The sequence below is a fragment of the Xanthomonas prunicola genome (assembly GCF_002846205.1).
In the GTDB taxonomy this organism is placed as follows: domain Bacteria; phylum Pseudomonadota; class Gammaproteobacteria; order Xanthomonadales; family Xanthomonadaceae; genus Xanthomonas; species Xanthomonas prunicola.
This window is the reverse complement of record NZ_PHKV01000002.1, coordinates 767,203-784,772: the sequence shown is the minus strand read 5'-3', so window position 1 is coordinate 784,772 and position 17,570 is coordinate 767,203. Positions and strand designations below refer to the sequence as shown.

Here is a 17,570-nt window from a genome sequence, read left to right as displayed (position 1 = left end):
CCTGGACCAAGTGTGCCACAGCTTGAGGGAGGGAGCTTGCCCAGCGATGCAGCGGCGCGTGATGCCACCGAAGCCAACTGCAACGAGCGCAGCGCGGGAACGACGTGCCAAGGCGAAGCACCGAACTTACCGCAACCAGCAACGGTGATGACTGCTGTCCGGAGCCAACCGTATGCATGCCTGCGAACTCACCGAGGCGGCGACCACTAACGCATTTGCTCCACCACGGCCTAACGCTTGAATTAAGGCGAGTTGCGAAGCAACTTCGACTTGAATGAGTTGTTAGGCAGTGAGTGGCCGCAAAGGTTGTACGGTGCAACCATGCTCCCCAGCACTGCCGCCTGGACCGAGTGTGCCACAGCTTGCGGGATGGAGCTTGCCCAGCGATGTAGCGGCGCGTGATGCTACCGAAGTCAAACGCAATGAGCGCAGCGCAGCGATGACGGACAAGAGCGAAGCGCCGAACTTACCGCAACCAGCAACGGTGATGACTGCTGTCCGGAGCCAACCGCATGCGTGCCTGCGAACTCACCGAAGCGGCAACCACCAACGCATTTGCTCCAACACGGCCTAACGCCTGAATTAAGCCGAGCCGCGAAGCGGCTTCGGCTTGAATGAATTATTAGCCATCAGCCAGCGTGCCCTGAGTGACGACGACTTTAGAACCAACAGGAACGTCTGCTGGTGCAAGCCCGGAGAACCTGAGAAGGACGGGCGTGATAGGTGGGCTCCGTCGGTACTCGACGATAGCTGATGCCTCTATAGAGCTTCCGTCTGGACGGGTCACGTGCACCATCTGGGCAATACCGGGAGGGAATGCCGGCAGGTCCGGAGTGACAGCCACGGCGATGAAGCCAAGCTGGGAGACATGAATGACCTCTACCGCAGAGAACTCCATGGATTAACCTAGATGTCTCGTGTGATGGCTAACGCCTGAATTAAGCCGACCCGCGAAGCGGGTTCGGCTTGAATGAATTGTTAGGCGCCAAGCCCAAGTTTTCCGCGGTAGGGCGCCAAGAGCAGATCGTGCACATTGTTTACGCGAGTCAGAAGACTAGAGATAGAACCACTGCGGATCGAAAGCTCTTCCGAAAGTGCTTGAAGTTCTTCAGAACTGCACGGCTGCCGCCTGAACATCACGAGTGACGCCTGATGGGCCACGTGGTCTCGGTGAGGAATCTCGGCCTGAAGGTCTTTGACAAGCTGTGAGTCTGAGCATGTCTTAGCGAAGACTTTCAGGAGCGTACCAAGCGCTGCGTTGTCGTAGTCGCTGCCTGTGAAACCGAAGTGCAGGTCGATACCTAAGCGATGCTTGGCAATGCTGAAGTAGTTCCGCAAGTAGGTCTTTAGCAGTGCCTCAATGAGCTGATAGCCGCCAAGCGTCAGGTTGGCGATCTCTTGATAGCTCTTTGCTGCGGATGCCCGATCTGTGTCCATGGCGCCTAACGCTTGAATTAAGCCGTGCCGCGAAGCGGCATCGGCTTGAATGAATTGTTAGGCCGCAAGCCTACCCAGCCTGCCCCACGACTGGCGCAACCCCACAAGGTGCACCAGACCAATGGCTAGGCAGATCGATGAGCTCACGACCCAGAAGGAGATGCTGTTGCCCGGAAAGTAGGCCATGACCGGAACGAACGCCACACCGCGAACGATGTAGATGGCTGTGATGGCAGAAAGAACTGTGCGGCGAAGCGGCAGATGCCGAATCACGCCACCAGCTGAAAGTGCATACGCAGCCCAGATTGCCAATACAGCGGCGATCCCGAGCGTCAGCACGGTGGGGTACCAGTGACCTGCAGCGTGTAGTTGCGCGATCTGCTCTCCGGCGCCCAAGAGGCGAAAGAGTGGCGCGCCAACCACCAAGCACGCCAGATGTGCCAGGGCCGCCATGCCACTCAGCACGCCGCCGACGATCAGTAGCTTGTTGCTCGAAGCTGCCACGCTATTCCCCCCGCGGCCTAACGCCTGAATTAAGCCGACCCGCGAAACGGGTTCGGCTTGAATGAATTGTTAGGTACGCGCTGCAGCGAAAACCCAGTGTAGTGACCGACACTGTCACCAAGAATGACCATTAGCACCACAGTTGCGCTCAAGAGAATCCATGACCTCGTCTGCGGTGTACTGCTTTGCACGATATGCGTCAATGTTTGTCTGAACTATTGCACGACAATTCTTGGGCAGACCCGTCTCTCCGTAGATCGGCCTGGCATTCGGGTCGCCTTGGCAGCCGACGAGCGCTGTTGTTGCTATTAGCAGGCTAAGTATGTAGCAAATTTTCATCGCGCACCTAACTTCTATTGGACCACCTAAAAGCGGTGTTGCGCGAAGTATCGACTAAGCCCTGATATCTGTGAAGGGGGAATTCCGATTCCGTAACAATGACTTGCCGGATGGCGACCAATAGTCTCGGCATCGATGCTGCTTGCGTTATCCAATGTTCGAGCAGGCGTATGAGTTACACCCGTGACGATGCAGGCGTAACGACGCGCCTGACCCCGAAGCTGCTGGATCAGGTCCGTGGTCGGCTGCGGCTTCGCCATTACAGTCTGCGGACTGAGCAGGCGTATGTGGGATGGATCCGACGCTTCATTCTGGCCAACGGCAAATGGCATCCAGGACAGATGGGGCTAGTAGAAGTAGAGGCGTTTCTCACCGAACTGGCGACGCGGGGCCAGGTGTCGGCCGGCACGCAGAATCAGGCGCTGGCGGCACTGCTGTTCCTGTATCGCGAGGTTCTGGGCGTAGGGTTGCCCTGGATGGAGAATCTGGTGCGCGCCAAGCGGCCGCGGCGCATTCCCGTGGTGCTCTCGGCCGAGGAAGTCGCGCTTGCTGACGATGCTGGAGGGATGTTGCCGGCTGATGGTGGGGCTGCTGTACGGCAGCGGGATGCGGCTGCTGGAATGCCTGCGCTTGCGCATCAAGGACGTGGATGTAGCTCGCAGCGAGATTGTGGTGCGCGACGGCAAAGGGGGCAAGGATCGGCGGGTGCCGCTGCCGCACAGTCTGCGTGGGGAATTGATGCAGCAGCGCGAACGGGCGTTGCTGTTGCACGCCGCTGATCTCGCCGACGGCGCAGGACGTGTGTTCCTGCCACATGCGCTGGCGCGCAAGTATCCCAATGCCGATGTCGAGCCCGGCTGGCAGTATCTGTTTCCCGCCGCACGCCGCCCTGTGGATCCGCGCAGTGGGCGCGTTAGTCGGCATCACATATCGGAAGAAGTCCTGCAGCGTGCGGTGCAGGCGGCACGGCGACAGGCTGGCATTGCCAAGCCTGCAACCTGCCACACGTTGCGGCATTCATTCGCAACACATTTGCTGGAAGCCGGCCACGATATCCGCACCGTGCAGGAACTGCTCGGCCACAAGGACCTGGCAACCACACAGATCTATACGCATGTGCTGGGACGCAGTGCATCGGCGGTGCGTAGTCCGCTGGACGGGCTCAGCCGTCTTGGTGGCGAGGCGTAACGCGAGGGCAGCGACGCAGTGATCGGATGCTTGCTACCACGCCAGTAAAATCGCTCGTTCTGATACACCAGAGCGTGCGATGAGGACGGCCAATCGCCGCATTGGCTTGCAGTGACTCAGCGTTGTACTGCAAGCAAGTTGGGATGACCAAGTTGAATCATCATGTCCCACCGAATGCGTTGCATTGCGCTGGCCATCCGAAGCCAGCTCGCCACCGCATACCGCTGACCTCAGCCGTCCAGCAACGCCTTATCCCGCACCGCACCCTTATCCGCACTGGTGGCCAGCAACGCATACGCTTTCAACGCAGTGGTGACCTTGCGCGGGCGCACTTCGACCGGCTTCCAGCCGTTGGCTTCCTGCTCGGCGCGGCGGGTGGCAAGTGCTTCATCGGAAATCAGCAGGTTGATTCCACGATTGGGAATGTCGATCAGGATCTTGTCGCCGTCGCGCACCAGGCCGATGGCGCCGCCTGCTGCCGCTTCCGGCGATGCGTGGCCGATCGATAATCCCGAGGTGCCGCCGGAGAAGCGGCCGTCGGTGAGCAGGGCGCATTGTTTGCCCAGGCCCTTGGATTTCAGATAACTGGTGGGGTAGAGCATTTCCTGCATGCCGGGGCCGCCCTTGGGTCCCTCGTAGCGGATCACCACGACATCGCCGGCTTTCACTTCGTCGGCGAGGATGCCCTTGACGGCCGAATCCTGGCTCTCGAACACGCGGGCGGTGCCTTCGAACACGTGAATGGATTCGTCCACGCCCGCGGTTTTCACCACGCAGCCGTCGCGGGCGATATTGCCGTACAGCACGGCCAAGCCGCCCTCTTGTGAGAACGCGTGTGCGACATCGCGGATGCAGCCGTCGCTGCGGTCGGTATCCAGGCTGTCCCAACGCGTCGCCTGGCTGAAGGCGATCTGCGTGGGAATGCCGGCCGGGCCGGCCTTGTAGAACGTGTGCACTGTTTCATCGTCGGTCTGGGTGACATCCCATTGCGCGATGGCATCGGCCAGCGTGCGTGCGTGCACGGTGGCAGCATCGGTATGCAGCAGGCCGCCGCGTGCGAGTTCGCCGAGAATGGCCATGATGCCGCCGGCGCGATGCACGTCTTCGATGTGGTATTTGGGCGTATTCGGCGCGACCTTGCACAGCTGCGGCACGCGCTTGGACAGGCGGTCGATATCCTGCATGCCGAACGGCACGTCGCCTTCCTGCGCGGCAGCGAGCAGATGCAGGATGGTGTTGGTCGAGCCACCCATCGCAATATCCAGCGTCATCGCGTTTTCGAACGCGTCGAAGGTGGCGATGCCGCGCGGCAGGGCCGTGGGGTCTTCGCCGCCGTACCAGCGGTGACACAGTTCCACCGCCACGCGGCCGGCGCGCAGAAACAGTTGTTCGCGGTCCGCGTGCGTGGCCACCACGGTGCCGTTGCCCGGCAGCGACAGGCCCAACGCTTCGGTGAGGCAGTTCATCGAGTTGGCGGTGAACATGCCCGAGCACGAGCCGCAGGTGGGGCAGGCGCTACGCTCGAATTCGGCCACTTTTTCATCGGAAGCGCTGTCGTCGGCGGCGATCACCATCGCATCGATCAGATCGAGCTTGTGTTCGGACAACTTGGTCTTGCCAGCTTCCATCGGCCCGCCGGAGACGAACACGGTGGGGATGTTGAGCCGCAGCGCGGCCATCAACATGCCGGGGGTGATCTTGTCGCAGTTGGAAATGCACACCAGCGCGTCGGCGCAGTGCGCGTTGACCATGTATTCGACCGAATCGGCGATGATCTCGCGGCTGGGCAACGAATACAGCATGCCGTCGTGGCCCATCGCAATGCCGTCGTCCACGGCGATGGTGTCGAACTCCTTGGCCACGCCGCCGACGCGTTCGATCTCGCGGGCGACCAGCTGACCAAGATCCTTCAGGTGCACATGCCCGGGTACGAACTGCGTGAACGAGTTGGCGATGGCGATGATGGGCTTATGGAAATCGCCATCTTGCATACCGGTGGCACGCCACAGGGCGCGGGCGCCGGCCATGTTGCGGCCGTGGGTGGAGGTCTTGGAGCGATACTCGGGCATGGCGAATTCAACGGCTGATTAGCGAGCGTGGCTGGCAATTAGACCGCGTTGCGACTGTTGCTGCTGCAACCGTCGCAGGTGCGTTCCGATGGCTGGGCACGTTAGCACGCGGTGTTGTTCACGGCGGCGCTGACGTCGGGCGAGACAACCCGCTGCGCCGCTACACTAGCGCCATGTCTTCGCCACTTTCCTGCCGCCCGGGCTGCGCTGCCTGCTGCATCGCGCCTTCGATCAGTTCGCCGATTCCTGGTATGCCCAACGGCAAGCCGGCCGGCGTGGCGTGCGTGCAACTGGACGCGCAGTTGGGCTGCCGGTTGTTCGGTTCGCCGCTGCGTCCGGCGGTGTGCGGCAACCTGCGGCCGTCGCCGCAGATGTGCGGAACCTCGCGTGAGCAGGCGCTATCCATGCTTACAGCGCTGGAGCGCGCGACCCAGCCCTGAGCGGCGGCGCGCACCATGACGGCGGTCAGCTGCCGCTGGGCACGCCCAGGTACTGATCCTTGAGCCGCACATAATGTTGCGCGGAGTAATGCAGGCTTTCGATTTCCTTGTCGCTGAGCGTGCGCGCCAGACGTGCGGGATTGCCCAGCCACAACTCGGCTTCGCCGACCACTTTGCCCGGGCCAACTACCGCGCCGGCACCGACAAAGCCATAGCGCTTGACGGTGGCGCCATCGAGCACGCACGCGCCCATGCCGATCAGGCACAAGTCTTCGATGGTGCAGGCATGCAGGATGGTGCCGTGGCCCACGGTGACGTCCTCGCCGATCACGGTGGGGTAGCCAGCCTTGTTGAACGGGCTGTGGTGGCTCACGTGAACGATGGTGCCGTCCTGCACATTGGTGCGCGCGCCGATCTGCACATGATTGACGTCGCCGCGAATCACGGTGCCCGGCCAGACCGAGACATCATCGCCCAGGCTCACCTTGCCGATGATGGTGCAGGCCGGGTCGATGTAGACGCGCGCGCCCAGCTGCGGGGTGTGGTCCAGGAAGGGGCGAATCGGGGTCACGGTATCTCCGGTCAGTCAGCGTGCCGCCAGCTGCGGACACGCTGCGGATGATACCTGCGCTGCGGTTGTCGCTGCGGCAGCGCACCGCGCTGCAGTAACCAACGCACGGATGCAATGCGTGCGAGGTCGTTGGCAGACGTGGCCGGGTGGGTCGACGTTCAGTGGATCGTGTCGTGCCGGTAGATATCCAAAAGCCGCGGACAGCAGGTCACGCGGTGCATCCGAAGACATCGCTGCGCTGGCCAAGCGCAGCGGCGCATTTCCGATAAGCGCACAGCGCTGCGGTCATCGGTCTTGAACCGGCTGTGCAATGGGCTAGCGTGTGCAGGCGGTCGCAAGCCGCTGCGCATCGGTGGATTGCACGCATCGCTGCTCCGCCGCGTAGCCGGTCTCGCACACTGCGCCGTTCAACGGCCACTGCAGCGCCTTCGAACCAACCCTCTCTCACCACAGGATATGCCAATGCCTCAGCACACTGCATCGTTTGGGCATTTCGTGCTGGAGCGTATGACGCCGTTTCAGTGGAGGGCCGTCGCGGTGTGCGTGTTGCTGACGATGCTCGACGGCTTCGACGTGATGGCGATGGCGTTTACAGCACCGCACGTGTCGGCGGACTGGCAGTTGTCGGGCAAGCTGCTGGGCATGCTGTTCAGCGCGGGCCTGATCGGCATGGCGCTTGGCGCACTGGGGTTGGCGCCGCTGGCAGACCGCATCGGCCGTCGCGCGCTGACGCTAGCATGTCTGGTCATCCTGACCGCCGGCATGGGCATGTCCGCAGTGGCCAGCACTGCATGGCAGCTCGGAGCGCTTCGGCTCCTGACCGGTTTGGGTATCGGCGGTATGTTGGCCTGCGTTGCGGTCACGGCAGGGGAGTTTTCCAGCCCCCGTTGGCGCAGCACTGCCATCGTGTTGCAGGTGACCGGCTACCCGGTCGGTGCCACGCTGGGTGGCATGATTGCCGAACTGTTGATGCAGCAGTGGTCGTGGCCCGCGGTGTTCGTACTCGGGGCGGTGGCATCGTTGCTGTGTGTGCCGTTGGTGCTTGCATTCCTGCCCGAGTCGCTGGAGTTCCTGATCATGCGCCGGCCGCCTGATGCCGTCGCGCGCTTCAACGCCGTGCTGGCGCGGATGGGAATGCCGCCGCACGACGCATTGCCGCCGCTACCGCCGCAGTCTGCCACGCAGGCACAAGGCTATTCGGCCCTGTTTGACGCTGCCATGCGGCGGCACACGCTGCTGATCGCGCTTGGCTTTTTCTCGATGATGTTTACCTTCTACTTCGTGATCAGCTGGACGCCGAAGTTGCTGGTGATCGCCGGCTCGTCGGCCACGGACGGCGTCACGGGCGGGGTGCTGTTGAATCTTGGAGGCATCGGCGGCGGCCTGCTGTTCAGTGCGTTGGCATCGTGCATTCCGCTGTCGCGCCTGACGATCGGATCCCTGTTGCTGATGGGCCTGGCGATGCTGGCCTCCGGCCTGTGCAGTACGCAGTTGAACTGGGCGTTCGCCGTCGCCTTGCTCACCGGGGCAGCGATGTTCGCTGCGGTGGGCGGCATGTACGCCATTGTTCCGATCGTCTTCAACGCTGCGGTGCGCTCGACTGCGCTGGGCTGGGCAATCGGTGTGGGGCGCTTCGGTGCGATCTTGTCGCCGTTCTGTGCCGGGGTGCTGCTGGACGCCGGATGGTCGCCGGCCATGTTGTATCTGGCCTGCAGCGTGCCGTTGCTGTTCGCCATCGTCGCTGTGCTGGGGATGCGGCTGCCCAAGCGGTGAGCGGCCCGCTCACAGCCGCGTTCGGCATCACGCCCGGGCCTTTTGCCGACCCGGCCGCTGACCAAAGAAATCGTGCCATGTGCCGATAACCACGCAGACCGCCACGTTGTGGCGGGCCCTCCGTGGACATCGTGCAGACCAGCGCCGGCATGCTCAGAACCATCGACTCAGATCAACTCCGCCCCGGCATGTATGTCTACAAGCTGCTGGGCGCGTGGGTGCACCATCCGTTCTGGAAGACGTCGTTCCTGGTCGATTCCGACGATGTGGACAAGATCCACGACAGCGGCATCGAACAACTGGTGATCGATACCGCGCGCGGGCTGGATGTGGAAGTGCCCGCAAGCGCTGTCACGCACGCCGAACCGGGCGTGCCGTCGAGCCCCGAGCCTGCTCCGGAGCCCTCCGCGCCCGAACCGCCGGAGTCTGCTGCCAAGCCGCGTAGCGTGCGCACCAACAGCGTCACCGCGCAGGTCGGCATCGAAGCCGAGGTCGTGCGCGCACGCCGCATTTTCGAAGACGGCCGCGACATGGTCGAGGCGATGTTCCGCGATGTGCGGCTGGGGCGCACGGTCGACACCGAGGCGGCCTTGCCGCTGGTGGAAGCCATCAACGACTCGGTGCTGCGGCATCCGCAGGCATTGATCAGCGTGGCGCGTCTGAAGACTGCCGACGATTACACCTATCTGCATTCGATGGCGGTGGCCGGCCTGATGAGCGGGCTGGCCCGCCAGCTCGGTCTGCCGGAGGCGCAAGTGGTGGAAGCGGCGATGGGCGGCCTGCTGCACGACATGGGCAAGGCGGTGACGCCGTTGGAGATTCTCAACAAGCCCGGCCGGCTCACCAGCGAAGAAATGGACGTCATGCGCCAGCATCCGCTGGATGGCCATCGGCTGCTGGTGGCCGGCGGCGTGCAGAACGCGGTGGTGCTGGAAATCGCGCTGCATCACCACGAAAAAATGGATGGCAGCGGCTACCCGAATCGATTGGTCGGCGCACATATTTCGTTGATGTCGCGGATGGGGGCGGTGTGCGATGTCTACGACGCCATCAGCTCGGACCGCCCTTACAAACGCGGCTGGGATCCGGCCGAATCGCTCAAGCAGATGGCGTCGTGGAAGGGCCATTTCGATCCGACGATCTTCCAGGCTTTCGTACGTCGGCTGGGCATTTATCCGGTCGGCTCGTTGGTGCGGCTGGAGTCGCAAAAACTCGCGGTGGTGATCGAGCAGACGCCCGATGCGCTGCTCAAGCCCAAGGTGCGCGTGTTCTATTCGGCCAAGTTGCGCAGCCACGTGCTGGTGCAGGACATCGACCTGTCGCGCCCGGACTGCCAGGACCGCATCGCGCAGATGGAAAGCCCCAGCGAGTGGGGCTTCCGCGATCTCGAAAAACTCTGGCTGCCGTAAGCGGGCGGCGTAGGCGAGGGGCTGACAGGCGCCGCAGCGGTGGCATGCCTTGCGCCGTGCACGCCGGCCGTCGTGACACCACCCCAGACAAATAAGACAGCTGCACGCGTTGCGACTTGCTTGCCGCCGCCGCTGTCAGTCCGCAGAGCGCCCCAGCGAGCGAGCGCGACCATGCTGCGCTGCAGCTTGGCAATGTAGTTATGATCAATAACTATTCTGGAACGCAATCACTTGCCGACCGGAACCATGTCCCAGTCCTGCCCGGATCACTGCCGTCTCACCTCAGCCGCCGCGCGATGCCGCCGTTGCAAGGCGCGTGCGCGGAAGGGCGGTGTGGTGGACGCGCGGACAGCGCATGCATCTGCGGCGTGGATGTCCACATCGCCGGGCCTGGCCGCGTCTACAATGCGATGCACGCCGGAAATCGGCGTTGCGGATGGGGCGCATCGTGCGTACCGGTCCGTCCGCTGCCTTTGTCGCGAGAACCGCCATGCCCGTCACCGCCCTTGCTGCGCCCTTGCCCGATGCTGTCACCACGGTGGATCAGGCGCGTCTGCTGCGGTTGCTGGGGTATCGCATCACCCGCACCGAGTTGATGGTGCGGCGGATGTTCCAGGAGTGCGTGGCAGCATTCGAGCTCAAGCCGGTCGACTTCTCGCTGCTGATGCTGGTGGATGGCAACCCGGGTATCAATCAGCGCCAGATCGGCGATGTGCTGCACGTGTCGCCGCCGAATCTGGCGATCGTGGTGGCCAGGCTGGTCAAGCGTCGCCTGCTGCGGCAGGTACGTGGGCGGCAGGACCGGCGCATGCAGCATCTCTCGCTGACCGCAGCCGGTGCCGCGCTATTGACCGCTGCCGAAGCCGAAGTGCTGCGCATGGAGCAGCAACTCAGCGCCGTACTTGGTTCCAGCGAAGCACCGCTGTTGCGTGCCCTGGACCGTCTGGACCGTCTGGACACGCCGTAACCCGCGTCCGTCGGCCTTCCGCCCGGCAGCGATCCTCAACGAACGTTTCGATTGCACGTGCTGTGCGCAGCGCGGGGCATGCGCATGCCTGACGTTCGTGAGGTGGCACATGCCGCTATTGCTTCCCAACACTGGAGATGTCTGCAGTGATTCGATCATCGGTGATGCGTGGTGTCGGTATGGGCGCAGGGTGGCAGGTTCGCGCGCTGCTCGGTGTGTTGGGAGGGGTGGCGGCAGGCACGGCACTGGCGCAGAGTGCGCCGCAGGGCGTGCCGCAGAGCGCGTCGCTGGCCAATGGCATCAACACCGGTGGCACCAGTTTTCTGGATGGGTTCACCAGCACCACACCCGGGTTAGCGGTCATCACTTACTTGCGGCATAACGCATTGGACGCAATTAAGGATGCCCGTGGCAACGATGTACCGGTGTTCGACAACCCGCGTATCGATTCCACCGTGCTGCTGACCCAGTTCGCTTACGTCACGCCCTATCAAGTGTTCGGGGGATCGCTAGGCGTCACTGCACTGGTGCCGCTGGTCAATCTGAATGCCTCGTTCGGCCGCAACAGCATCGCCACGCTGCGCGACAACGGCGCCGGCCTGGGTGATGTGACGTTCGGGCCGTATCTGCAAATGCCGCCGGTGATACGCAACGGGCGACCGGTGTTCTCGCAGCGGTTCGAACTCGATACCGTGGCGCCGGTTGGCAAGTTCGACCGCGACCGCGATCTCAACCAGAGTTCCGGTTATTGGTCGCTCATTCCGAGCTACGCATTCACGGTCCTCCCGACGCCCAATTGGGAAGTCAGCGCACGCATCAACTACATCTACAACTTTCGCAGCGAGCGTCGTCCGAACTTGCCGCCCGGCTTCGACTTCCGGAACGGTCAGGCAGGCGATGCGGGATGGATCAATTTCGCCACGTCCTGGGAAGTGACGCCGAAGCTGCGGCTGGGCGTCAACGCGTATTACCTGACGCAATTCCGCGACAACCGCACCAACGACGAGCGCGTCGCGGACAGCCGTCAGCGCGCGTTCTATGCAGGGCCGGGTGGGGTATGGCGCTTTGATGCCAAAAACATCCTGTTCGCCAACCTCTATCTACCCGTGGAGGTCAGGAACGCGGCATCCGGCACCAACGTGAATTTCGAGTATGTCCATGTGTTCTAGCGCCGGCACAGCTGGCTCCTTCGGAGGATGGCAATGAATTTACAGAACAAGACGATCGTGGTGACCGGTGTGGCGTCGGGCATTGGTGCGGAGGTCGCACGGCTGGCACGGTTCCATGGCGCCAAGGTGATCGGTGTCGATCGCACGCCAGTGCAGATGACACTGCACGGTTTTCACCAGGCGGATCTTGGCGACCCGGCATCCATTGACGCCTTGGTGAAGGCATTGCCGGACCATATCGATGCGCTGGCAAATATTGCCGGGGTGCCGGGCACCGCGCCGCTGGATGTGGTGGCGCGGGTGAATTATCTGGGCCTGCGTCATCTGACCCAGGGACTGCTGCCGCGCATCGTGTCGGGTGGTTCCATCATCAATGTGGCTTCGATCCTGGGCGCGGAATGGCCGCACCGTCTGGACCTGCACAAGCAGCTGGCCGCGACCGACAGCTTCGAAAGCGGCAGCGCATGGCTGGCGACGCATCCGGTGCCCCACGACACCTGCTACCAATACTTCAAGGAAGCGTTGATCGTGTGGACCTTGTTGCAATCGCGGCCCTGGTTCGCCGACCACGGCGTGCGCGTCAACAACGTGTCGCCAGGCCCGGTGTTTACCCCGATCCTGGGTGATTTCGCTGCCATGCTCGGCGAGGAGCGCGTCAAGGCAGACGCCAAGCGCATGACCCGCCCGGCGTATGCCGACGAAGTGGCAGAGGGCATCGTCTTTCTCGCATCCGACGCCGCCCGCTGGATCAACGGCATCACCCTGCCGATCGATGGCGGGCTGGCTTCCACTACGCTGTAATCCCCACACGTTTTTAGCAGGAGGCTAGACCATGAATGCTCTTTCCAGCGCAGCGGCCGCTGCGACCGACACGCCCGCGTGGCACGGCTGTCTCTTCAATGGCGACTGGGTGCCCGGTCACGGCGGCACCTTGCCCGTCCATGAGCCGGCAACCGGTGCCTTGCTGCATGAAGTCGGCAAGGCAGACCTGGCCGATGTCGCTGCCGCGATCGCGCAGGCCAAACAGGCGCAGCGCGCCTGGGCCGCCACGTCGCCGCGCGAACGTGCTGCGGTCTTCCATCGCGCCGCGCACGTGATGCAGGCGCGTAGTGCCGAAGCCACGTTGCTGATTGCGCGCGAAACCGGCGGCATCCTGCCCAAGGCACAGCGCGAGGTGGATGAATCGGTGGTGTTTTACCAGCAGGCTGCTGGAATGCCGCTGCAGGCCAGCGGCCAGATCTTGCCGACATCAGCCGGCCAACTTAGCCTTGCACGCCGTCTGCCATTGGGCGTGATCGGGGTAATTTCGCCGTTTAATTTTCCGTTGATTCTCTCGCTGCGTTCGGTAGCGCCGGCACTGGCCATGGGCAATGCGGTGATACTCAAGCCCGACCCGCGCACGCCGTATACCGGCGGCGTGATCATCGCGCAGGTACTGGAAGAAGCGGGCCTGCCCAAGGGGCTGCTGCATGTGTTGCATGGCGATGCCCAGATCGGCCAGGCGCTGGTGGAATCGCCGGATGTCCCGATGATCGCGTTCACCGGCTCCACGGCCGCCGGCCGCCGCATCGGCGAAATTGCCGGACGCCATCTGAAAAAAGTGTCACTGGAACTGGGTGGCAACAACGCGTTGATCGTGCTGGACGATGCGGATCTGGACAAGGCCGCCTCGGCCGTCGCATTCGGCGCCTACATGCATCAGGGCCAGATCTGCATGGCCACCGGGCGTGTGCTGGTCCAACGCGGCGTAGCGCAGGCGCTGACTCAGCGGCTTGCCGAAAAGGCGCGGCATCTTCCGGTGGGCGACCCGGTGAGCGGCACCGTCGCATTGGGTCCGATCATCGACCAACGGCAGCTGCAGCGCGTCATCGACATCGTCAACGATAGCGTCGCCGCTGGTGCTGTGGTCGAAGCGGGTGCCACCAACGAAGGTCTGTTCTATGCGCCAACGGTGCTGTCCAACGTGCGCCCCGGCATGCGCGCGTTCGACGAAGAAGTGTTCGGTCCGGTGATCAACATCACCGTGTTCGACACCGATGAAGAAGCCGCCGAGTTGGCCAACCAGGGCGAGTACGGGCTGGCGGCAGGCATCCTGTCGGCATCGGTCTCGCGGGCCCTGGCGTTAGGCGAGAAGTTGCACACCGGTCTGCTGCATATCAACGATCAGACGGTGGCCGATGAGGTGGTCAATCCGTTTGGGGGCACCGGTGCATCGGGCAACGGCACCAGCGTCGGCGGCCCCGCCGATTGGGAGCAGTACACGCACTGGCAGTGGCTGACGATCAAGAACGAAGTGCCGCAGTATCCGTTCTGATGGAGGCGGCTCGGCGATGGAGTGGCTGACGTGGCCTCTCCATCCTCGCACGATGACGGTCTGTGCCGATCCTCGTTGACTTCGTTGCTTGTGTAGGCCTTTTACTGCCTTTTAAATGCAGCCGGCAGCACATTCTCCCTATGGCTCGCACAGCGAGTGAGTGACCTCGCTCTTTTGGCCACGTTTACTCCCCGTTGCGAAAGCGCGTCGGCGAGCAGCCGGCGTGCCGGGCGAAGTAGCGACTGAAGTAAGCAGCGTCGAAAAATCCAAGGCTCTCGGCAACCTGTTGCACGCTTAGGCTGGTGTAACGCAGTGTGCGGCGTGCCTCCAGCATGATCCTGCGGTGCAGCAGCTGCAGTGCAGAGGCACCAGCCAAGCGCTGGCACAACGCGTTGAGGTGACCGGGCGTCAACCCAAGGTGATCGGCATAGCGCGAAATCGGCCAGTGGGCGCGGTAGTGCTGATCGATCAAGCCTTGATAGGCGCGGAGATGGCGCAGTGCCGGGTCCGCCTGCGGGCTGATCGCTGCGGCGTCCTGTGCGCGTTCCAGTGCCGTGCGCGCCATCCAGATGACCAGCTGCGCCGCCGCGGCCTGTGCGGCGATGTCATGGCCGATCCGTCGGCGCGCATGGTCCTCGGCAATACTGCCGAACACCACATCCAGCCATCTGCGCACGTTCTGCACCTGCACAACTGCTGGCGTCGTCAGCACCTGTTGCAGCAACGGCGCAGCACTCAAGGTGGCCTTGACCAGTGGCATGCACATGGTGACGACGTGCCCGCGTACTGCCGGATCGAATGCGAAACCATGTACGCAAAGCGGTGGAAGCCACACCACGCTCGTGCCGCGCAGACGTTGCGTGCGCCCATCCAGCTGCAGCGTCGCCGGCCCGCGTTGTACGTAGACCAGTTGCGCCAAATCTTCGTGTCGATGCGGGACGATCTGCCAATCGTGCAGCCGGCTGCGGGCGGCAATCGATTCCCAGTGCAGCAACTCCGCAGCATCGGCGTGTTGCTCGCCATACAGGCCAAAAGCAGGGACTGCAGCAGCGCCGGTCGTAGGTATGGCCATCGTCGAAAAGTCCAAGGACTCCACGCAATCATCCCTTCAATGCGTGGGTTTGGCTACCGACACTGCATGCATCGCCATCCAGGCCAGGAGCAGTGCATGCGAACGCAAGTTGCGATCATCGGCGCCGGCCCCTCCGGCTTGTTGCTAGGTGAACTGTTGCGGCTCGCCGGCATCGATTGCGTCATCGTCGAGCGGCAGACACCCCAGCATGTGCTGTCGCGTATCCGCGCCGGGGTACTGGAGCAGGGGAGTGTGGAACTGCTGCAGCGCGCCGGCGTGGGCGAGCGGTTGCAGCGCGAAGGCCTGCTGCATCACGGTTTCGAATTATCGCTCGACGGCCAGCGCGAACGCATCGATCTGCTGCGCGGCTGTGGCCGCGGTGTCACCGTCTATGGGCAGACCGAGGTCACCGCCGATCTGATGAACGCCCGCCAGCGCAGCGGTGCGCCCACCCATTACAACGCGCAGGACGTGACCCTGTGCGATGTGGAAGGCACTGTGCCCGCCGTGGAGTTCACGCAGGACGGCCAACGCAAGCGGCTGGACTGCGATTACATCGTCGGCTGCGATGGTTATCACGGCATCAGCCGCGCGAGCATCCCCGCCGAGCGCCTGCGTGTGTTCGAGCGCGTGTATCCGTTCGGCTGGCTCGGCGTGCTGGCCGATACGCCACCGGTGCACGAAGAGCTGATCTATGCACGCCACCCGCGCGGATTTGCGCTGTGTTCGATGCGGTCGCCCACCCGTACGCGCTATTACATCCAGGTGCCTGCGAGCGCGCAGGTGGAGGCCTGGAGCGATCAGGCATTCTGGGACGAGTTGCGTGCACGGCTTCCGCCTGCGTTGGCGGCGCAGCTGGTGACCGGCGCATCGATCGAGAAGAGCATCGCACCGCTGCGCAGTTTCGTCGCCGAACCGATGCAGTACGGCCGTCTGTTCCTGGCCGGCGATGCCGCGCATATCGTGCCGCCCACCGGTGCCAAGGGGCTGAATCTGGCACTGGGCGATGTCGGCCTGCTGGCGCAGTTGTTCGAGCGTTGGAAGACGAGCGGCGATGCCAGCGTGCTGCAGCAGTATTCGGGATTGGCCTTGCAGCGCGTGTGGAAGGCCGAACGTTTCTCGTGGTGGATGACCACGCTGTTGCACCGCTTCGACGATGAAGACGCATTCACTGCGCGTCTGCACGGAGCGGAGTTGGATTATCTGCTCGGGAGCGAAGCAGGGCGCGCGACGCTGGCGGAAAATTACGCAGGCCTTCCATTGGCAGCGTTGTCCGAGGCCGCGTAGCGACTGCCCAAGACCGTGGCTGGCGTGGTTGTACGGATTCTATGTCGCCTGGCTCCGTACATGCGATAGGAGCGCACTGCAGCGCTCCCGCAAGACAGCTTGACCGCACACGGCAGTCGCAGATCCGTTGCCGTCGCTGCAGGAATCGCACAATCAACAGCAACATCGGGGCAACCCTACGCGCATTGCAGCACGTCAGTGGCTGCGAGCACACGGGTGATGTTTTTCTCACCACCTGTGCCGCAGGTGCCCAGGTGCACCTGCGGGCGGCTAGCGGGCGAGCGAACGTCACCGGTAGGGTGGCGATGACGCGTAGATCCGGCTGCAAGGACGCGTCATTCCCCCGCTCAACGGAACACCGTGCTGGCATCCCCCCGACGAGCGCAATGCCATCTTCCACCCAGGAGTACCCCATGAAGAAGTTGCTCACCCGTGCCTTGCTGTTGGTCACGCTGCTAGCGCCAGTTGCCGCGTTCGCGCAGACCGCGGTCACTGCAAATCCCAACCATCAGAAGATGCTGCTCGGCTCCACCTGGTATGAAACTGCCAACAAGCGGCTGGTCTACGATTTCTGGCGCACCGTGTTCGAAGCGGGCCAGGTGCAGTACGCACCGATGTACATGGACAAGAACTACATCCAGCACAATCCGAATGTGGCCAATGGGCGAGATGCATTCATCGCCTTTCTAACCGCATTCGTGAAGCCGACGCCGGTCCAGCCGCGCGTGCAGTTGCCACTGGTGGCCATCACGGCTGACGGTGATCTGGTGACCCTGGTGTCGGTACGCACCTTGCCTAATCCCAACAAGCCGGGCACCACGTACACCACCACCTGGTTCGATATGTTTCGGATCGAAAAGGGTCTGATCAAGGAACATTGGGACCCGGATACCATCGCCGGCCGTGCCAGTACCGGCGGCCAGTAAGTAACGCTGCAGGCAGGGCTGCATTGCGTAGCCCTGCTTGGTTCGTCCATGCAGATGATTGGCCAATCACAGCGCCCACCTCATGGTGGGCGCCGTGGTGTCGAC

15 protein-coding genes and 2 pseudogenes are annotated in these 17,570 nt (G+C 63.1%); 10 read left to right on the top strand and 7 right to left on the bottom strand.

Annotation, left to right across the window (positions count from 1 at the left end; all coding sequences use genetic code 11):
* Positions 1-622: 622 nt before the first annotated feature.
* From XpruCFBP8353_RS24095 to XpruCFBP8353_RS09955, 3 genes are all read right to left on the bottom strand, one after another.
* On the bottom strand, positions 623-898 hold the full coding sequence (locus tag XpruCFBP8353_RS24095; protein ID WP_101363054.1) for a hypothetical protein: 276 nt from the start codon (positions 896-898) through the stop codon (positions 623-625).
* A gap of 80 nt (positions 899-978) precedes the next feature.
* On the bottom strand, positions 979-1,437 hold the full coding sequence (locus XpruCFBP8353_RS09960) for a hypothetical protein (RefSeq protein WP_029819656.1): 459 nt from the start codon (positions 1,435-1,437) through the stop codon (positions 979-981).
* A gap of 57 nt (positions 1,438-1,494) precedes the next feature.
* The gene (locus XpruCFBP8353_RS09955; protein ID WP_101363053.1) at positions 1,495-1,941 is read right to left on the bottom strand and encodes a hypothetical protein; all 447 of its coding nucleotides are present in this window, start codon (positions 1,939-1,941) and stop codon (positions 1,495-1,497) included.
* A gap of 509 nt (positions 1,942-2,450) precedes the next feature.
* Here XpruCFBP8353_RS09955 and XpruCFBP8353_RS24460 point away from each other — a divergent pair.
* A pseudogene (locus XpruCFBP8353_RS24460) lies at positions 2,451-3,468 on the top strand (integron integrase).
* Between the two features lie 230 nt (positions 3,469-3,698).
* Here XpruCFBP8353_RS24460 and ilvD read toward each other — a convergent pair.
* Positions 3,699-5,537 carry a dihydroxy-acid dehydratase gene (ilvD, locus tag XpruCFBP8353_RS09940; protein WP_101363051.1) on the bottom strand — a complete coding sequence of 613 codons (1,839 nt, stop codon included), beginning with the start codon at positions 5,535-5,537 and terminating at the stop codon, positions 3,699-3,701.
* A gap of 173 nt (positions 5,538-5,710) precedes the next feature.
* Between ilvD and XpruCFBP8353_RS09935 the strand changes: the two genes are divergently transcribed.
* Positions 5,711-5,977 (top strand): YkgJ family cysteine cluster protein, encoded by a 267-nt coding sequence (locus XpruCFBP8353_RS09935; protein WP_101363050.1) that lies wholly within the window; start codon positions 5,711-5,713, stop codon positions 5,975-5,977.
* 25 nt (positions 5,978-6,002) lie between these two features.
* On the opposite strand, the gene XpruCFBP8353_RS09930 is transcribed toward XpruCFBP8353_RS09935, so the two are convergent.
* Complete coding sequence (locus tag XpruCFBP8353_RS09930) at positions 6,003-6,548, bottom strand: gamma carbonic anhydrase family protein (protein ID WP_101363049.1); 546 nt, start codon at positions 6,546-6,548, stop codon at positions 6,003-6,005.
* An 11-nt stretch (positions 6,549-6,559) separates the two neighbouring features.
* Positions 6,560-6,769, bottom strand: a pseudogene (locus XpruCFBP8353_RS09925) (hypothetical protein).
* Positions 6,770-7,010: 241 nt separating this feature from the next.
* Here XpruCFBP8353_RS09925 and XpruCFBP8353_RS09920 point away from each other — a divergent pair.
* The 6 genes from XpruCFBP8353_RS09920 to XpruCFBP8353_RS09895 all read left to right on the top strand — a co-directional run bounded on the left by XpruCFBP8353_RS09920 (position 7,011) and on the right by XpruCFBP8353_RS09895 (position 14,180).
* The gene (locus XpruCFBP8353_RS09920; RefSeq protein ID WP_101363048.1) at positions 7,011-8,321 is read left to right on the top strand and encodes an MFS transporter; all 1,311 of its coding nucleotides are present in this window, start codon (positions 7,011-7,013) and stop codon (positions 8,319-8,321) included.
* 149 nt (positions 8,322-8,470) lie between these two features.
* Positions 8,471-9,730, top strand: coding sequence for an HD-GYP domain-containing protein (locus tag XpruCFBP8353_RS09915; RefSeq protein WP_101363113.1), 1,260 nt, complete (start codon positions 8,471-8,473; stop codon positions 9,728-9,730).
* A 436-nt stretch (positions 9,731-10,166) separates the two neighbouring features.
* Positions 10,167-10,697: a MarR family winged helix-turn-helix transcriptional regulator gene (locus XpruCFBP8353_RS09910; RefSeq protein ID WP_101363047.1), complete on the top strand. Its 531-nt coding sequence runs from the start codon at positions 10,167-10,169 to the stop codon at positions 10,695-10,697.
* A 164-nt stretch (positions 10,698-10,861) separates the two neighbouring features.
* Positions 10,862-11,866, top strand: coding sequence for a SphA family protein (locus XpruCFBP8353_RS09905; RefSeq protein WP_101363046.1), 1,005 nt, complete (start codon positions 10,862-10,864; stop codon positions 11,864-11,866).
* Positions 11,867-11,899: 33 nt separating this feature from the next.
* Positions 11,900-12,667 (top strand): coniferyl-alcohol dehydrogenase, encoded by a 768-nt coding sequence (locus XpruCFBP8353_RS09900; protein WP_101363045.1) that lies wholly within the window; start codon positions 11,900-11,902, stop codon positions 12,665-12,667.
* A 31-nt stretch (positions 12,668-12,698) separates the two neighbouring features.
* Positions 12,699-14,180: a benzaldehyde dehydrogenase gene (locus XpruCFBP8353_RS09895; protein WP_101363044.1), complete on the top strand. Its 1,482-nt coding sequence runs from the start codon at positions 12,699-12,701 to the stop codon at positions 14,178-14,180.
* A 184-nt stretch (positions 14,181-14,364) separates the two neighbouring features.
* On the opposite strand, the gene XpruCFBP8353_RS09890 is transcribed toward XpruCFBP8353_RS09895, so the two are convergent.
* Positions 14,365-15,252: a helix-turn-helix domain-containing protein gene (locus tag XpruCFBP8353_RS09890; protein ID WP_101363043.1), complete on the bottom strand. Its 888-nt coding sequence runs from the start codon at positions 15,250-15,252 to the stop codon at positions 14,365-14,367.
* Between the two features lie 96 nt (positions 15,253-15,348).
* Between XpruCFBP8353_RS09890 and pobA the strand changes: the two genes are divergently transcribed.
* Positions 15,349-16,539 (top strand): 4-hydroxybenzoate 3-monooxygenase, encoded by a 1,191-nt coding sequence (gene pobA, locus XpruCFBP8353_RS09885; RefSeq protein WP_101363042.1) that lies wholly within the window; start codon positions 15,349-15,351, stop codon positions 16,537-16,539.
* 413 nt (positions 16,540-16,952) lie between these two features.
* On the top strand, positions 16,953-17,465 hold the full coding sequence (locus XpruCFBP8353_RS09880; protein WP_162301000.1) for a nuclear transport factor 2 family protein: 513 nt from the start codon (positions 16,953-16,955) through the stop codon (positions 17,463-17,465).
* Positions 17,466-17,570: the final 105 nt, after the last annotated feature.